Source organism: Ammoniphilus oxalaticus (genome assembly GCF_003609605.1).
In the GTDB taxonomy this organism is placed as follows: Bacteria; Bacillota; Bacilli; order Aneurinibacillales; family RAOX-1; genus Ammoniphilus; species Ammoniphilus oxalaticus.
Genome location: NZ_MCHY01000009.1, coordinates 473,939 through 488,825 on the forward strand (window position 1 = coordinate 473,939; position 14,887 = coordinate 488,825).

Genomic DNA, 14,887 nt, shown 5'->3' on the forward strand with positions numbered 1-14,887 from the left:
GTTCGCGTGTCTGACCCGCTTTTAGAAGTAAACGAGTTGTCGATCTCTTTTACACACTATACGAAAGGATTGCGTCAAACGAGGCAGCAGGTCATCTCAAATTTAAGTCTGGCGATCCATTCGGGTGAAATCGTTGCTGTTGTCGGGGCAAGCGGTTCGGGAAAAAGTTTGTTAGCCCATGCGATCCTTGGGATATTGCCTGAAAACGCGACAATGAGCGGGACGATTACGTATGATGGAACCCTCTTAACCGCTAGGCGACAACTGGATTTACGCGGGCGGGATATAGCCCTTGTGCCGCAGTCGGTTAATTTTCTCGATCCGTTAATGCGGGTGGGAGCCCAAGTGCGTTCGGCTGTAAAAACGGGGGAGCCTGCTCGTGAACAGCAAAAGGTGTTTGCGAGGTATCGGCTTGGGGATAAAGTGGCGAAGTTGTTTCCCTTTCAGTTATCGGGGGGGATGGCTCGTCGAACGCTTGTTTCAACTGCGGTTGTGAGCGGGGCCCGCTTAATAATTGCGGATGAACCGACGCCGGGTCTCGATCCCGAGGCGCTGCGCCAGGCGTTGGGCTATTTTAAGGAATTGGCGGCGAGCGGGGCGGCAGTCATGCTGATTACGCATGATATCGGCTCAGCGTTGACGATTGCGGATCGGATCGCTGTGTTTTATGCGGGAACGACCGTTGAGATCACCCCTGCCGCTGATTTCGCGGAAGACGGTCGGCGCTTACGTCACCCATATACACAAGCATTGTGGCGGGCCTTACCGCAAAATGAATTTATTCCGACTGGGGGCAGCCAACCAGCGCCAGGCGTGAGCGGAGCAGGCTGTCCATTTGCGCCGCGTTGTGAATTAGCGATCGCGGCATGCCGCGAAGAGCAACCGATGTTGCGTTCGCTGCGGGATGGATGGGTGAGGTGTGATCATGTCTCTTAAAGCGTCTAATCTTAGTTTTCGCTATGGGCGTGGTCCGTGGCTTTTTCGTGACGTCAATATGACGATCGAACCAGGGGAAGTCGTCGGGCTGGTTGGGCCGAGCGGGGTCGGTAAGACGACGTTCGCTCGTATTTTAGCTGGCTATGAGCAGCCGCGGCAAGGTTCAGTCGAACTAGATGGTCAACCGTTACCGACGGACGGATTTCATCCTGTTCAACTCGTTTGGCAGCATCCTGAGCAGGCGGTAAACCCGCGGTGGCGCATGCGTGAAATTGTGAGTGAAGGGGGTCAGCCTGATCCAAAGCTACTTGAAATGCTCGGCATTCAACGGGAATGGATGAACCGTTGGCCGAATGAATTGTCGGGTGGGGAACTGCAACGGTTTTGCGTGGCGCGAGCATTGGGACCCAATACGAAGTTTTTGATTGCCGATGAAATGACCACAATGCTTGATGCAATCACACAAGCGCAAATTTGGCAGGCGGCGCTTGAATATGCGCAACCGCGTAATATCGGGTTACTCGTGATTAGTCATGAACAGCTGCTGATCGATCGATTATGTAGCCGCGTGATTCACTTTACAGAGGGACAAATTGAACAGATAAAGCTATTTGGAGGATGAAGTATTCACCCTTTCGGATAGCTTTTTATTTTCTTTTTTGTAAGACAGGGGGGAAAGGCTCATAATAGGAAGAAAGAGGGTCAGTATACGGGAGGTCAAAGATGAGTCAAAAGTTAAGTATTAGAGGGAAGTGGCTGGAATTAGAGATCGACGAATCCATCGCGGGAAAGACGGTTGAACAAATTTTAAAAGAGGATCTATCGATTTCAGGCAGGATGATTCAGCGTTTAACGAGACAGAAAGGCCTCTTTTTAAATCGAAAAACTCCCTTTTTGAAACAGAAAGGGAAGGTCGGCGATCAGTTGCGCGTGCTAGTCGGTGATCGGGAAGAAGGCGAGTTGACGCCGCAAGAAATGCCGCTCGACATTATTTATGAGGATGAGCATACGTTGGTCGTGAACAAACAAGCGGGTTTAATTGTTCATCCAATCAAAGCGGGTCAAGCGGGGACGTTGGCCAATGGGATTGCTCATTATTGGTTGAGTAAAGGAGTAACGGGCAGGGTTCGTCCCGTCCATCGGTTAGATAAGGATACGTCGGGATTAATTTTGATTGCTAAAAGTAGTTACATCCATCAGTTGCTTGATCGTCAGCTGCGGGAACAGCGGATTGAGCGGGGTTACGTAGCGATTGTCGAGGGACGACTTGAACAACAGACGGGGACGTTCCGCGATCCAATTGGACAAGATCCGCATCATCCCGTTAAACGAGCCGTTCGGGAAAACGGGGATGAGGCCGTGACCCATTTTGAAGTGTTGGAACGTTTTTCGCAGGCGAGTGTCATCCAGGCTCAATTGGAGACGGGAAGGACACATCAAATTCGTGTCCATTTTGAACATGCGGGCCACCCCGTGGTTGGCGATCCGCTTTATGGGCGGCGTCACGCTGGGATCAATCGTCAAGCGTTGCACGCCCATCAACTTTCTTTTGATCATCCGCTCAACAGTGAAAGGTTGTCCTTTTCGGCTGAGATGCCCGAAGATATGAAACAATTAGCGGGCCAATTAAGAAAGGAGTGAGAGCATATGAACGTATGGAAAAAGGTTTTAAGTAAAGTGGTTTATGTTTCGTTTGCGGCTTTCCTTTTGGCAATCGTATCGAGTTTGAATGCCTCAGCCACGTCATGGGTGGAATTAGAGGCTCAGGAAGTTTATGACCAGGCGGATGTGATTGTAAAAGGCGTATATGATTTTTCCAGATCGCCGACATCTGTTGGGGGTTCTCCGATGTTTGAAGCCTATCCTTTCCGTGTTGAACATGTCTATAAAGGGGAAGCGCGGCCAACATTGACCGCGGGTGTTGAAACGTATGATGTCGCTCTAGCCAAGCAGTTCCAAGAGGATGGCGGTGAATTCCTGCTGTTTTTAGAACGTAACGGACAAGTGCATTTTATGACGCCGGTCGGGGGACCGAATGGGATGGTCCAGCTCGTCAATGGCGAGATTTACGATCAAAATGAACAAAATGATTCTTTCTATCAACAAATTTTAAGTCAACAGCCGAAAGCCCCAAAAACAAAGACGACGATGGTTTGGATTCAATTTGGCTTAGGCTTGGTTTTACTGCTCATTCTGCTTGCTCGGATTGAAAGAAAGGATAGAAGTTCAATTAATCGTGGAAGCGGTTCCAGATTGGATTAGACTTGTGACTTGGCGATTAGGAATCAGAGTAGGCCGTAGAGGTTACTCTGATTTTTTTCTTTGTCTGTTTAATCGTTTTGGAACTTTTGTGTACAGTTGAAAATGTTCGACGGTAAAAAATTGTGATAAACTTACGGAACTTACATTACATAATAAGAAGGAGTTTGTTATGAATTTCAAGGTGTTTATATTGGCCTTGTCAACCGTGGCCGTTGGGTTGGTTGAATTAATTATCGGGGGAATTCTTCCGACCATCGCGGATGATTTAGGTGTTTCGCAAGCTTCGGCAGGTCAGCTCATTACAGCGTTTGCTTTGACTTACGCGGTTGCGGGGCCTGTGTTACTGGTGATGACGAGTAAAATAGAACGGAAGAAATTATATTTGGTGTCGTTATTTATCTTTATTTTAGGAAATATCTTCATGTTTTTTAGTCCGAACTATATGATCGCGATGATCTCTCGTATTTTAACCGCGATTAGCACGGGGTTGATCGTGACCCTTAGTTTGACGCTCGCGGCGCGGGTGGTGGATCCCGCTCATCAAGCAAGAGCGCTAGGTATGATTTATATGGGAATCAGCTCCGCGCTCGTGTTAGGAGTGCCAGTAGGGATTTTAGTATCTGACGCGTTTGGCTGGCGGATGATTTTTCTGGGCATTGCCGCGCTTGGGATCGGCTCCATGGTTCTGATCGCGTTATTCTTGGAACCGATGCAGGGGGAGAAGACCGTGCCTCTTTCGGTCCAACTACGCGCGCTTGCTAGCTCGAAGATTGGCAGCGCCCATCTGGCGACGGTGTTTACATTGGCGGCGCACTACACGATTTATGCTTACTTTACGCCGTTTTTGCAAACGAAATTAAATTTGGGTTCAAATTGGATTAGCGCTTGTTACCTCATCTTTGGGGTTGCGGCTGTCGGGGGCGGGGCGTTTGGCGGGGCGTTGTCTGACCGAATTGGCGCTCAAAAGAGCATTGTTTTTGTAATCAGCGCGTTCGCTCTCATTTTGTTTGTCCTCCCATTCTTCGCTTTCTCGTTGGTTATTTTTATTCCGATTATGATCATTTGGGCGGCATTAAGCTGGAGTTTAGCTCCGCCACAGCAAAGTTATTTGATTCAAACGGATCCAGCCACATCAGATATACAGCAAAGTTTTAATAATTCATCGATTCAAGTGGGCATTGCGGTTGGTTCCGCGATTGGCGGCGCGGCTTTAAACTATACGGGCGCTGTTTCCGCGAACGCTTGGTTCGGTTCAGCGATCGCCGTCGTTGCTCTGTTATTTGCTTTATTTTCTTTATCCAGACCCGCAATAAAACGAGAAGATCATACGACAACGGCTTAATGGACTATTGCTTTAAAATGGGATAATCTAGTAATAAGTAAGAAGGAAAGGGGATTAATGAGATGAAAAGGTTTTTGGTGTTTATCACAAGTTTCACCTTGCTTTATTTCGCGTTTCAAATCGTAAGCGGGATGGCCCTCACCGCGCTTTATGTTCCTGAAGTTACGTTCACAGAAGGCGCCGCTTTTCAGAATGAGGTTGCGTTTGGCGCAGTATCACCGTTGACAACGATTCCTGCGGTCATGTTGATAGCAACTGGGGCCTACTTTATTTCCCGAAAAATGATGACTCTTGTAAGCTAGATCGGTACTAAATTAACAAACCAGCCAGCTCCTCGACGAGTTTAGCTGGTTTTTTATATTTTATTGTGTCAATTCAATGGATGTCCTCTTTTTACGCCCAAAATCAACTTTGCTGGAAATCTGAAAATCTAGTAATGTGTTACAATACAAATTTTACAGGGGAGGAACCTTTCAGCATGAATGAAATCTTGGATTTTATTGATCGCCATGAACTGCTGCTTAGTAAGATCGGGGGCGGCGCGGCAAAGATCATTCTCTTATTTATTATCATTAAGATTGGGACAGGCCTATCGATTAAAATGACACATCGGGTACTGCGAATGCAGACGAAGCTAGATGAACGACGCAGAGATACGTTAGAAATGATTCTTTCAAATCTGATTCGGTATACTTTTTATTTTATCTTTTTATTAACGGTCTTGCCCGTCTTTGGAATTCATGTTGGCGCATTGTTGGCGGGAGCGGGGGTTGTTGGACTTGCGATCGCTTTTGCCGCGCAAAGTTTACTTAAAGACTTTCTTAATGGACTGTTCATATTAGTTGAAGATCAATTCGGCGTTGGTGACCATGTGGTCATTAATGGAGTTTGGGGCTCGGTCAAATCAGTTGGGTTACGCATCACGAGTATTCAGGTATGGACAGGTCAAGTCGAATACATCCCAAATGGGGAGATTACACAGGTGACAAACTATTCCAAAGAAAATTCGATCGCGGTCGTGGATGTTAATGTAGGCTATCAAACGGATGTGGAGCAGGCCCTTCAAATTACGGAGCGTGTAATGCTTGAGTTAAAAGAAAGTGAGGAAAATATTGTTGGTGATGTATCGGTGCTTGGCGTTCAAGAACTAAATGATTCAACTTATACGATAAGGGCGATTGCCGAGTGCAACCCATACACACATTGGGGTGTGCAACGAAATGCGAAGCAGCGTCTACGCAGTATTTTTGCGGAACAAAATATAGATCTGCCCATGTCTAAAGTTGTGTATATGAATCAAGATTTTCCTATGGGGAACGGGTAAAATCGTTTTGTTTTATTATGAATGGAAGTATCTTGGAATAATAATAAGGTACATCGTTTAAAAAGGGGATGCTTTCCTTCAATGAGAACAGAAAAACAAAGGATGATCGCTGGTGAGATGTATGACCCGCTTGATCCTCAACTAGTTAAGGATCGGTTGGAAGCAAGGCGGATTGTCAGGATGTACAATCAAACGGTGGAATCTGATTTAGTGGGGCGCGTGGCGTTATTGAAGCAATTACTCGGTTCAACAGGCAAAAATGTATTTATGGAGCCGAATATCCGATTTGATTACGGCTATAACACGCATGTTGGAGAAAACTTTTACGCAAATTTTGATTGTACCATTTTAGATGTCTGTGAAGTGCAATTTGGGGATCACTGTCTACTTGGGCCTGGTGTCCATATTTACACAGCGACCCATCCACTAAATCCAACAGAACGTAATTCGGGGAAAGAATACGGTAAACCGATCAGGATAGGCAATAACGTTTGGATCGGCGGCAGCGCGGTGATTAATCCAGGGGTATCCATTGGCGATAATGTTGTCATCGCTTCGGGTTCCGTTGTTACAACGGATGCGCCAGATGCCGTTGTGATTGGAGGGAATCCAGCGAGGATTATCAAAAAAATTGATACCTAAAAACAAAACAACCTTTAGAAAGTCTAAAGGTTGTTTTTTCCTGTCAATCTCTCGCTAGAGTCTCCTGGATCCCCTTTTAAACGATTAGAAAAAGTTCGTCTCCAGCTGCTCGACAGCTCTTCCACTTCGAGTACCTGCTTAATTCCCTCGAAATCATTTTTGTCGTGATGCATAAGTCGGTTCGCAAAGGCTACGGTGATCGCTTTTGGATGGCCTTTTAGTTTTACTAGGCTGTCAGAGCTCGATACGACCCCCTCTTCTAGCACGCGAAGATAATAGCCGGTGTACCCTAATTGTTGGATGTGTAAGGGCATTTCAGGGAGTCCGTATCGAATAGATAATTTGTAACAAGGCTGCCTTGGCTGACTGATTTGGACGGTCGCCGCGCCGAGTTTAAAAATATCACCGATGCATACATCGGTTTCTAACAGTCCTCTTGTTGTGAGGTTTTCGCCAAACGCGCCATAGGCGAGTTCTGTTTGCAGCGCTTGTTCCCAATGTGGATAGTGTTCAAGTGGATAAACACACACGGCTTTATCGACGCCGCCGTGATGAACGAGATCTGCCTGACCGTCTCCGTCAAAGTTCACTTTCGATAAAAACAAAGGATCCGTAACGGGTTGTTTATAGATCGCGGTGGAAACTTGCTTGCCCTTATGCTCAACTTGTTCGGGCTTTCCTACATTGATCGAAATGATTTGACCACTTTGCATAGCTAGACACCTGCCTTTTTGGTTAAAATTACCACCTTGGTGGTAAGGATCTTCAATCAATCTCCATTGTATAATAAAATTTAAGTATGCATAAACGCTTGCGGCTAAATGTTTACGCTAAACCTCAATATTTTATGTTAATATTCCCGTTTTTTGTGTGTAAACCGCGCTTCTATAGAACGTCACCCTATTCCCCTCTCTATCGACCATCTCACAATGTTGCTCTAATTGCATACTTTGTAAAGTGATGGAAGGGCGTTGTTCATTATGAATCTACTTATTTGCCTCAAAAACAGAATCTTTCAAAATGTTAGTTGACAACTGATCAACGGCGCTTTACATTGGATATAACAGAGATAATTCGACACAAACATCCAAAGAAAAATATTACATGCATAAGGGGGAGGACGAGTCACCAGATTTCTTTTAAAATTCAACCCTTATAAACCCACGTAGTAATGAAGGCGCTTACAGACAAAAAGAATGAACAACCAATTGGAGGGTTAATTATGCTAACAGTAGATAAGAAAAATTTAAAGGCAGTAATCGGAGAAGACACGAAATTACACCATTTACCGGCTAATCCGGCGACTGTTCACTGGGGATACTTCTCGAAAGAATTACCGCCTGTTCTTGAAATCAACTCGGGTGATCTCGTTTATGCCGAAACAATTACACACCACGCGGGCTACGCCCCTGACTTATTGTTAGATGATGTGAGCAGGGAAATTTATGAATCAATTCCTTACGAGGATCGAAATCCCGGTTCTCACCTTTTAACAGGGCCGATTTTTGTGAAAGACGCAAAACCAGGCGATACATTGCAAGTTGAGATTTTGAAATTAAAGCCGAGAATGCCATATGGTTCTAATGTATTGGCGCCTTGGGGTTACTTGTTTAAGGAATTTGAAGAGCAAACACGTGTTGTAATTTATGAATTAGATAAAGAGGAACAATGGTTAACAGCGAAATTTGCTTACGATTATCCTGGAGCCTACACGGTGCGAGGAAAAATTATTGAACCAGACACTGTCAATCGTGTAGCTGCGTTAGAAAATATGCAAATTCCAGCTCGCCCGCATATCGGTACGCTTGGTGTATGTCCTGCGGAAGACGGGAAAATTAGCACGATTCCTCCTGGATTGCACGGCGGTAATGTCGATAACTGGCGAATTGCTGAAGGAACTACCATGTACTATCCCGTGTTTAATGAAGGGGCGCTCCTATCGATTGGGGACTGTCACTTGGCGCAAGGGGATAGTGAATTAGGAGGAACGGCAGTAGAAGCTTCGATGGATTGCTTAATTCGCGTCACGTTGCGCAAAGATTTCAGCGCGAAATCGCCAATCTTGGAAACGCCTACAACGTGGGTCGCTCATGGTTTCGATGTCGATTTGAATATGGCAATGCGTAACGCTTCCAATGAAATGCTGAATTTTGTTGAAAATTACTATGGTCTCTCCCGTTTTGACGCGTATTCGTTCATGAGTGTTGCCGCTGACTTCGGAGTGACACAAGTGGTTGACCATAAGCTCGGTGTCCATGTTACGATCCCGAAGCAAGCTCTAAAACCGACTAGAAGATCATAATTACATTTCAGTTGACTAACTACCTGTTATAAAAAATTCCCTCCTGAATGGGGTTGCCAGACAGGGGGGATCTCATCAATCCCCAAGAACGATCACCTCAAAACAAATATATAATCACCTACGAATACGCTACCAATGATATACACATGTATTTGCCATGCTAGTGAGGATAGCGGGAAAGTGGGCAACCTGAATTTATAAAACTGTTTCAAATTTCCGAATACTTGAAGTAGCGGAACGATTCTACTTTTTAATAGGGCAGAAGGAGGCGCATATGGGTATTGATATGGCGCAAGTCGGTCTACCAGAATTGTCGGTGTTTACGTGGATTTTGGCCGCGTTGCCGATCGTGTTGGTTTTAACGTTAATGATGGGTTTCAAAATGAGCGGGGCTCGAGCAGGTGGAATTGCCTGGGTGGTCACGTTGGTTATCTCCTACTTTGCATTTGGAAGTGGCATTGACGTGCTGGCAGCAGGTTCAGTGAAGGGACTTTGGACGACGGTTTTTGTATTGTTTATTATTTGGGCTTCGATGTATATGTACAACATCGTCGATATGACGGGCAGTTTTAAAGTGATTGCGGCAACGTTCACGAAACTGACAAACGGTAATAAAATGTTGCAATTATTAATCCTTGGTTGGGCCTTTCCTACTTTTATTCAAGGGGTCTGCGGATTTGGGGTGCCCGTTGCGGTCGCCACTCCGCTGTTGATCGGTTTAGGGTTTAGTCCCCTTACCGCGGTTGTTACGACATTGCTCGGACACTCATGGGGAATTACATTCGGTTCGCTTGGGTCATCTTATTCTATCAATCTCCAATTGAGCGGAGTTGAGGCGGCTCCGATGGCTTTCTGGGGATCGATTTTCATCGCGTTTGGCGGAGTTATTACTGGATTTTTTGTTGCTCATAACTATGGTGGATTTAAAGCGATCAAAGAAGGATTCTTGGCGATTGTGTTCATGTCGGTTGTTATGGGAGGCGCCTTGATTGCCACCTGTTTCGTCTCGCCGAACCTCGGTTGTTTCATAGCGGGCGGTGTCGGTTTGATAGCGGGAAGTTTTGTTTTGCCGAAGTTTCGATCGTATCGTCCCGCTGCTGACGCTCCGCCGATTGAGGAAGATCCTGAAGTTGCGGGTAAGTCTTTTGTAGACGCTTTCTCAGCGTACATCATTTTGATTTTAGTTGTATTTGCAATTTATCTGATTGGACCCGTCAAGACTTTCTTAGAGAAAGATATGTTTCAGATTGGACTTCCTTTCGCGGAAACGATTACTCAATTCGGTTATGCGCAAGAAGCGGCTGCGAAATACTCCGCTCTGAAAATCTTGACAACACCTGGCACCTTGATTGTGCTTTCTTTAATCCTAGCGGCCGCCTATTACAAATCGAAAGGGCTGTTACCTCAAAACGTATTTAAAACTGCTTGGGAAAAGACGGTGACACAGTCTTTAAGTTCGACGGCTACGATTATGACGATGACAATGATGGCGGTCTTGATGACAGTCAGTGGGTTAACGACGTATATTGCTTATGGCATTGCGGTTACAACCGGGACGCTGTTTCCGCTTCTGTCGCCATTCATTGGAATTCTTGGTGGTTTTGTGACAAGTTCAGGTACTTCGTCCAACATTCTATTTACAGGATTACAGTATGAGGTTGCGACCGTGCTAGGCATTTCAGCCACAATCATTCTATCCGCTCAGACGACGGGAGCTTCTTTATCCAACTCGTTTTCTCCAGGTATTGCCGCTCTTGGAGCCGGTGTGTCTGGCTTGGCGGGGCGGGAAGGTGAGATTTTAAAATCCACCCTTGTGTATAACATTTTGCAAGGCGCCGCAGTTGGGATTCTAGCCTTTGTTCTGATTGCGCTTGGCATGGGCATGTAGCGGAATATGATATTTCAGGGAGGAGAATGAAAATGAGCACAGCGAGAGTACTTGAGGAAAGAATTGAAGAAACCCCTGTTCCTGTTAAGGAAGTAAAAAAAGACAACGTTGTTCAAAAGAAACTATTGAGTATCATTTTTGTCTGGGTCGCTTTTGCGGTCCTATACCTCGCAGTCGCGAGCGGCAATGATACCTTTATGTGGGCAGGGCTAGGTCTTTTGGCCGCAACGATTGGCAACCTGTACGTGAGACATTAAAATCGTATACAATCGGCCTCGCGCCGTTTCCTACACAAGCCGATTCCTGACCGAGGGAATCGGCTTGTCCTTTTTCCCAAGAGAACGCTCATGAGTCCGATTGGTGAAATATAATCCAAAAAGGTTTATAGTAAAGTGAGCCAGCGTTGAATGACGCAAAATCTACGGCAACGTCTGATTTGATAAGACTATTAAAATGATGGGGGAGGGGGAGACGATGAACGTGGCATATAGAATTGGAGCGGTTGTTTTATCGGCGTGGTTTATTTATCTCATTTCGTCTCTGCTTGTGTTTAATCAAGTAACCGATCCCGCCAAATTTGCTCGTTTAGTTTTGATTGCCTTTTTCGGCAGCATTTTTTTCTTCCTTTATTTCATCATTATCTACATTATCGATGTGATCAAGCATCGAAAAAAGAGGGTGTAAAGGTCGGGCTTGGGCTCATTTTCACCCATAAAAAACGGTAGCTACATTAAGTGGCTACCGTTTTTTATGCTGCTAGATGCACGTTTTGATCGTTTCAATTAAACAAGCGCGAACGTCATCATCGCTATATTTCAAAATCGGCATCGTGTCCATCGGATCGATATAGGCATCGCGATCTTGCATGTCCGCCTGGCGCTCAATATGGATCCCGTACTCTTTTCCTTCCGCTGCCGCTTGCTCATCCACTTGCCGATATGCCGCCTTCATTTGGTCCAATGGAACAACTTGGACGACAGTGTCTTTTTGTTCGAGCAGATCGGCGATGATTTCATAAAACTCTTTATACTTCATATTGATTCCTGAAATAGCATAGGTGGATCCATGCCTTCCGTATTCAATCGCGCCAATCGCCGCTTCAGCGACCTGCTGGGCAGTGACCATCGCTGTCCCGCCGTTTAAAACAGGGACAACGTCTTGGCCTTTGACGCGGTTAACAAACATTTTCCATAATGGGGTTCGAAAGGGCATTGTTCCAAAAATAAACGGCAACCGCAGGCTAATCACATCCATCGCCCCTTCTCCTTCTAGGAAAGCAACCTGTTCTTGTAAAAGGCGTGTCCGCGCGTACGGTTGAGCCGTCGCCAAATCTAAATCGGTCCATTTTTCCGCAAAGTGACAATGATAGGAGCCGAAAATGACGAACTTTTTGACCCCTGCGGCGCGCGCCAATCGGACTAACCGCTGTGTTGGTAATACGTTGTGAGTATAGTAAAAGTGGGCCGCAGGCGCTTGTGGAAGTGTTCTTTCATCTAAGCCCGCTGCGTACACAAACGCGTCTTTTCCTTGTAGCATCTCCAAAACTTGCTCATCTGTTAGCTGATTGATGTCACCTGTATGTTTTTCCTTCACTTCCTGCGGCAATAATTCAGCGATCTGCTGGGGATCGCGAGAAATAGCTGAAACAGTATAACCGCGCTTGACCAATTCATTCACTGTATAAAAGCCTAACAGTCCAGTTCCGCCTAATACAAAAACATTTTTCACCTGTTGGTTCCTCCAATTACAGACACATTTAATTGCCTGTTTAGTATCGTGTTCTTTTTTATAGTATCAGAAACTTGCTTCTGATTTAACCCTATAATTCAGGACTTAAGTATGCTAAAACAGGGCCTTTAATTTGGTAGTATTTAGAGGGAGGGATATTATGAAGATGTATTGGTTCAAGCAATTATCACTCATTTTACTTTTAATCGCGCTCGCTTTTGTGATTGATCTGTACATGACGAACGCTATTTTATCTGTGGAAGATGTCACTTTGCGACAGACAAACTTGGCGCTCATTACAGCGGTTATCATCATTGCCTGTAATCAATTGCTCTATAATTACGCAACCGTTAACGAAACTTTTATGCAACATCCGAGGTGGCAAAGGATGTACATTTATATCATGATCGGGCTTTTCTTCTCTTTCATTATATTTATGTTTCTATTTTCAGTATTTGGCGGATTAAAAATGCAGACATGGGTCATGTTTGCTGGCATTTATTATTTCATTTTCATGCTGAATCTACTTGCGCTGTCGATCATTCACAAGGTGGTTGAAGCAAATGCGAAGAAGAAGATCATATTGAGCGGGACTTCTTTTATTTTGCTCGTTGCTTTGACTCTTTTTGTTTTCTAGGTTAAGGCTGTATACGAGTGAAAGATAGGGTGTTTTCCATATGTAAAAAAGTGGGGGACCTGACGAGGCGTTGCTGGGGCAAGGCTGAGTTCACCTTTATCTTTTTTTAAAGAATTTTACTTTCATTACTAGGGGGCATGATCTGGCGGGGGTGAAATCTCGTGAAATAACAAAAATGGTTCCAATCAGCGACGATATCGTTGATCGGAACCATTTTAATCGGTTTGGATGTCTCGATCCTATGATTCTTCAGTCGGTGTGACAGATACACCTTGTTCCGCAAACACCTTTTTAGCGGCGGTTAAGGCGTTAAGCACACTTGGGAACCCCGTGTATGGGATCAGATGCATGATACATCCGACAATTTCGTTTGGTGTCAAACCAACAGACAAGCCTGTTTTGATATGCATTTCAATTTGCGGCTTTCCTTGCGCCACAAGAGCGGTAATGGTTGTAAGCACTTTTTGCTTGTTATCCAATCCTGGACGCGCGTATATATCGCCAAAAGCAAATTCAACCACATACTTCGTTAAATCAGGCGCGATATCCGCGAAACGTTCGCCAATATCCATAAACCCAGTTGGATTTTCATCGTCTGCTGATGTGAGCTCCTTTATTTTTTCTAACCCTTTTTGATAACGATCTTCTGCCAATTTAAAATCCTCCCTTGGTTGTATGACACGCCTTTCATGTTACATGATTTAACCTTCTTTTTCTAGGCGGAGAGGATCCTACGGTCAGCTCCTATCAAATGCTTTTGGGGGTGACTCTAGCCATCCTTTGTCAATTAAAATGTTCGCGGCGTCATCTATGAATAAACCGATATCAGCCAACGTCCTTGTATACAATGCGCTGAGATCTCTTCGTCCGTTTAAAGCCATTGAGTTCCCTATTGATCTAATTTTCATGGAGAACATGTCAAACTTTTGCTGTAACATAATTTTGTCGGAAAAAGGGGGATAGTTCGATGTAGTAACTAAATGATCTAAGTAAGACGGCGTTTGCAAGTTTTCTAGATGAAGCTTTTCAGTCAACCGCCTCACCGCTTTATCCGTTATTTCGATCCCTCTTTTAAACAACGCCTTTATTTTTTCGTCCTCGGCTGTTTGGTAAAACGCCAATAACAAGGCTTTACTTGTTGCATTATCTTCAATGTTATCATAAAGGTGAACAATCTCCATGGCATGTAAAGGTCGAACGTCTCCAAACCAACCATTTAAAAAGTTTTGTTTATTAATAAAATCCGCCTTTTCAGGTGTTGGAATAATGGGAGGTTCCGAAATAAAATGTTTGTGAAATAAGACATTGTTAATTTGACCCAGCAGGATCGTTGTGCATTGATTACAGTAAACGAAAAATTCTCTGATATCTTCCCTCATGACCAATGGAATGGCGATTGCATAGAGGCTAAGCCCCGCTTTTGCCGCGTGCTTCAAATAATGCGCATATAGTTCATCTTCCATTAGGCGCGGGGCGCCGAGGTTTACGTCAGTTTCTGAAAATCCAAAAGGGATTGGAAAGTTATTCTCGTTAAAAAAGACTTTGGTTCTTTGCGTGAAATCTTCGCTTAAAGCCAGTCCATTTTCTAATAAAGTCCTAATATGTTTATCCTCGCAATGTTCTAGAAAATAGGACAGAATTTTAATCGACATATTGTTCCCCATATAAGTAACCCAGAGTTTACCCATTTCAACACTTGTTAAAGGTTGGGATTCATCTAGCTCTTTTGCGCTTAGGTGAATCGGCTTTATTACGTCCATCGGGTTTATAATATCCATCAGTTAATCCCCTTATATCACGATATTTCTATTTAGGATTACCGTTAG

At 44.8% G+C, this 14,887-nt stretch carries 17 protein-coding genes; 13 read left to right on the plus strand and 4 right to left on the minus strand.

Features of this window, described 5'->3' with window-relative positions:
• Positions 1-6: 6 nt before the first annotated feature.
• The 8 genes from BEP19_RS13790 to BEP19_RS13825 all read left to right on the plus strand — a co-directional run bounded on the left by BEP19_RS13790 (position 7) and on the right by BEP19_RS13825 (position 6,506).
• Positions 7-936, plus strand: a complete 930-nt coding sequence (locus tag BEP19_RS13790; protein ID WP_120190490.1) for an ABC transporter ATP-binding protein — start codon at positions 7-9, stop codon at positions 934-936.
• Positions 926-1,558 (plus strand): ABC transporter ATP-binding protein, encoded by a 633-nt coding sequence (locus BEP19_RS13795; RefSeq protein ID WP_120190491.1) that lies wholly within the window; start codon positions 926-928, stop codon positions 1,556-1,558. Before BEP19_RS13790 ends, BEP19_RS13795 begins: the two co-directional genes overlap by 11 nt.
• 101 nt (positions 1,559-1,659) lie before the next feature.
• A complete protein-coding gene (locus BEP19_RS13800; RefSeq protein ID WP_120190492.1) occupies positions 1,660-2,577 on the plus strand; it encodes an RluA family pseudouridine synthase in 918 nt (305 codons plus the stop codon).
• Between the two features lie 6 nt (positions 2,578-2,583).
• A complete protein-coding gene (locus BEP19_RS13805) occupies positions 2,584-3,198 on the plus strand; it encodes a hypothetical protein (RefSeq protein WP_120190493.1) in 615 nt (204 codons plus the stop codon).
• A 169-nt stretch (positions 3,199-3,367) separates the two neighbouring features.
• Entirely contained in the window at positions 3,368-4,540 is a 1,173-nt protein-coding gene (locus tag BEP19_RS13810) for an MFS transporter (RefSeq protein WP_120190494.1), read from the plus strand.
• Positions 4,541-4,602: 62 nt separating this feature from the next.
• Positions 4,603-4,842 (plus strand): hypothetical protein, encoded by a 240-nt coding sequence (locus tag BEP19_RS13815; RefSeq protein WP_120190495.1) that lies wholly within the window; start codon positions 4,603-4,605, stop codon positions 4,840-4,842.
• A gap of 176 nt (positions 4,843-5,018) precedes the next feature.
• Complete coding sequence (locus tag BEP19_RS13820; protein ID WP_170145375.1) at positions 5,019-5,864, plus strand: mechanosensitive ion channel family protein; 846 nt, start codon at positions 5,019-5,021, stop codon at positions 5,862-5,864.
• Between the two features lie 81 nt (positions 5,865-5,945).
• Positions 5,946-6,506 carry a sugar O-acetyltransferase gene (locus BEP19_RS13825; protein ID WP_120190497.1) on the plus strand — a complete coding sequence of 187 codons (561 nt, stop codon included), beginning with the start codon at positions 5,946-5,948 and terminating at the stop codon, positions 6,504-6,506.
• A gap of 23 nt (positions 6,507-6,529) precedes the next feature.
• Here BEP19_RS13825 and BEP19_RS13830 read toward each other — a convergent pair whose 3' ends face one another.
• Positions 6,530-7,219, minus strand: a complete 690-nt coding sequence (locus BEP19_RS13830) for an MOSC domain-containing protein (protein ID WP_120190498.1) — start codon at positions 7,217-7,219, stop codon at positions 6,530-6,532.
• Positions 7,220-7,728: 509 nt separating this feature from the next.
• Here BEP19_RS13830 and BEP19_RS13835 point away from each other — a divergent pair.
• The 4 genes from BEP19_RS13835 (at position 7,729) to BEP19_RS13850 (ending at position 11,380) form a co-directional block, all read left to right on the plus strand.
• On the plus strand, positions 7,729-8,808 hold the full coding sequence (locus BEP19_RS13835) for an acetamidase/formamidase family protein (protein WP_120190499.1): 1,080 nt from the start codon (positions 7,729-7,731) through the stop codon (positions 8,806-8,808).
• A gap of 274 nt (positions 8,809-9,082) precedes the next feature.
• Complete coding sequence (locus BEP19_RS13840) at positions 9,083-10,696, plus strand: L-lactate permease (protein ID WP_120190500.1); 1,614 nt, start codon at positions 9,083-9,085, stop codon at positions 10,694-10,696.
• Between the two features lie 32 nt (positions 10,697-10,728).
• Positions 10,729-10,953: a hypothetical protein gene (locus BEP19_RS13845; RefSeq protein ID WP_120190501.1), complete on the plus strand. Its 225-nt coding sequence runs from the start codon at positions 10,729-10,731 to the stop codon at positions 10,951-10,953.
• A 217-nt stretch (positions 10,954-11,170) separates the two neighbouring features.
• On the plus strand, positions 11,171-11,380 hold the full coding sequence (locus tag BEP19_RS13850) for a hypothetical protein (RefSeq protein ID WP_120190502.1): 210 nt from the start codon (positions 11,171-11,173) through the stop codon (positions 11,378-11,380).
• Between the two features lie 72 nt (positions 11,381-11,452).
• Here the strand turns inward: BEP19_RS13850 and BEP19_RS13855 are convergent, their stop codons facing one another.
• Positions 11,453-12,424, minus strand: a complete 972-nt coding sequence (locus tag BEP19_RS13855) for an NAD-dependent epimerase/dehydratase family protein (protein WP_120190503.1) — start codon at positions 12,422-12,424, stop codon at positions 11,453-11,455.
• 160 nt (positions 12,425-12,584) lie between these two features.
• On the opposite strand from BEP19_RS13855, the gene BEP19_RS13860 reads away from it, so the two are divergent.
• Positions 12,585-13,061, plus strand: a complete 477-nt coding sequence (locus BEP19_RS13860) for a hypothetical protein (protein ID WP_120190504.1) — start codon at positions 12,585-12,587, stop codon at positions 13,059-13,061.
• A gap of 239 nt (positions 13,062-13,300) precedes the next feature.
• Here the strand turns inward: BEP19_RS13860 and BEP19_RS13865 are convergent, their stop codons facing one another.
• Together BEP19_RS13865 and BEP19_RS13870 are read right to left on the minus strand one after the other, a co-directional pair.
• A complete protein-coding gene (locus BEP19_RS13865; protein ID WP_120190505.1) occupies positions 13,301-13,714 on the minus strand; it encodes a carboxymuconolactone decarboxylase family protein in 414 nt (137 codons plus the stop codon).
• An 84-nt stretch (positions 13,715-13,798) separates the two neighbouring features.
• Entirely contained in the window at positions 13,799-14,839 is a 1,041-nt protein-coding gene (locus BEP19_RS13870; RefSeq protein ID WP_245983565.1) for a DUF3231 family protein, read from the minus strand.
• Positions 14,840-14,887 lie beyond the last annotated feature (48 nt).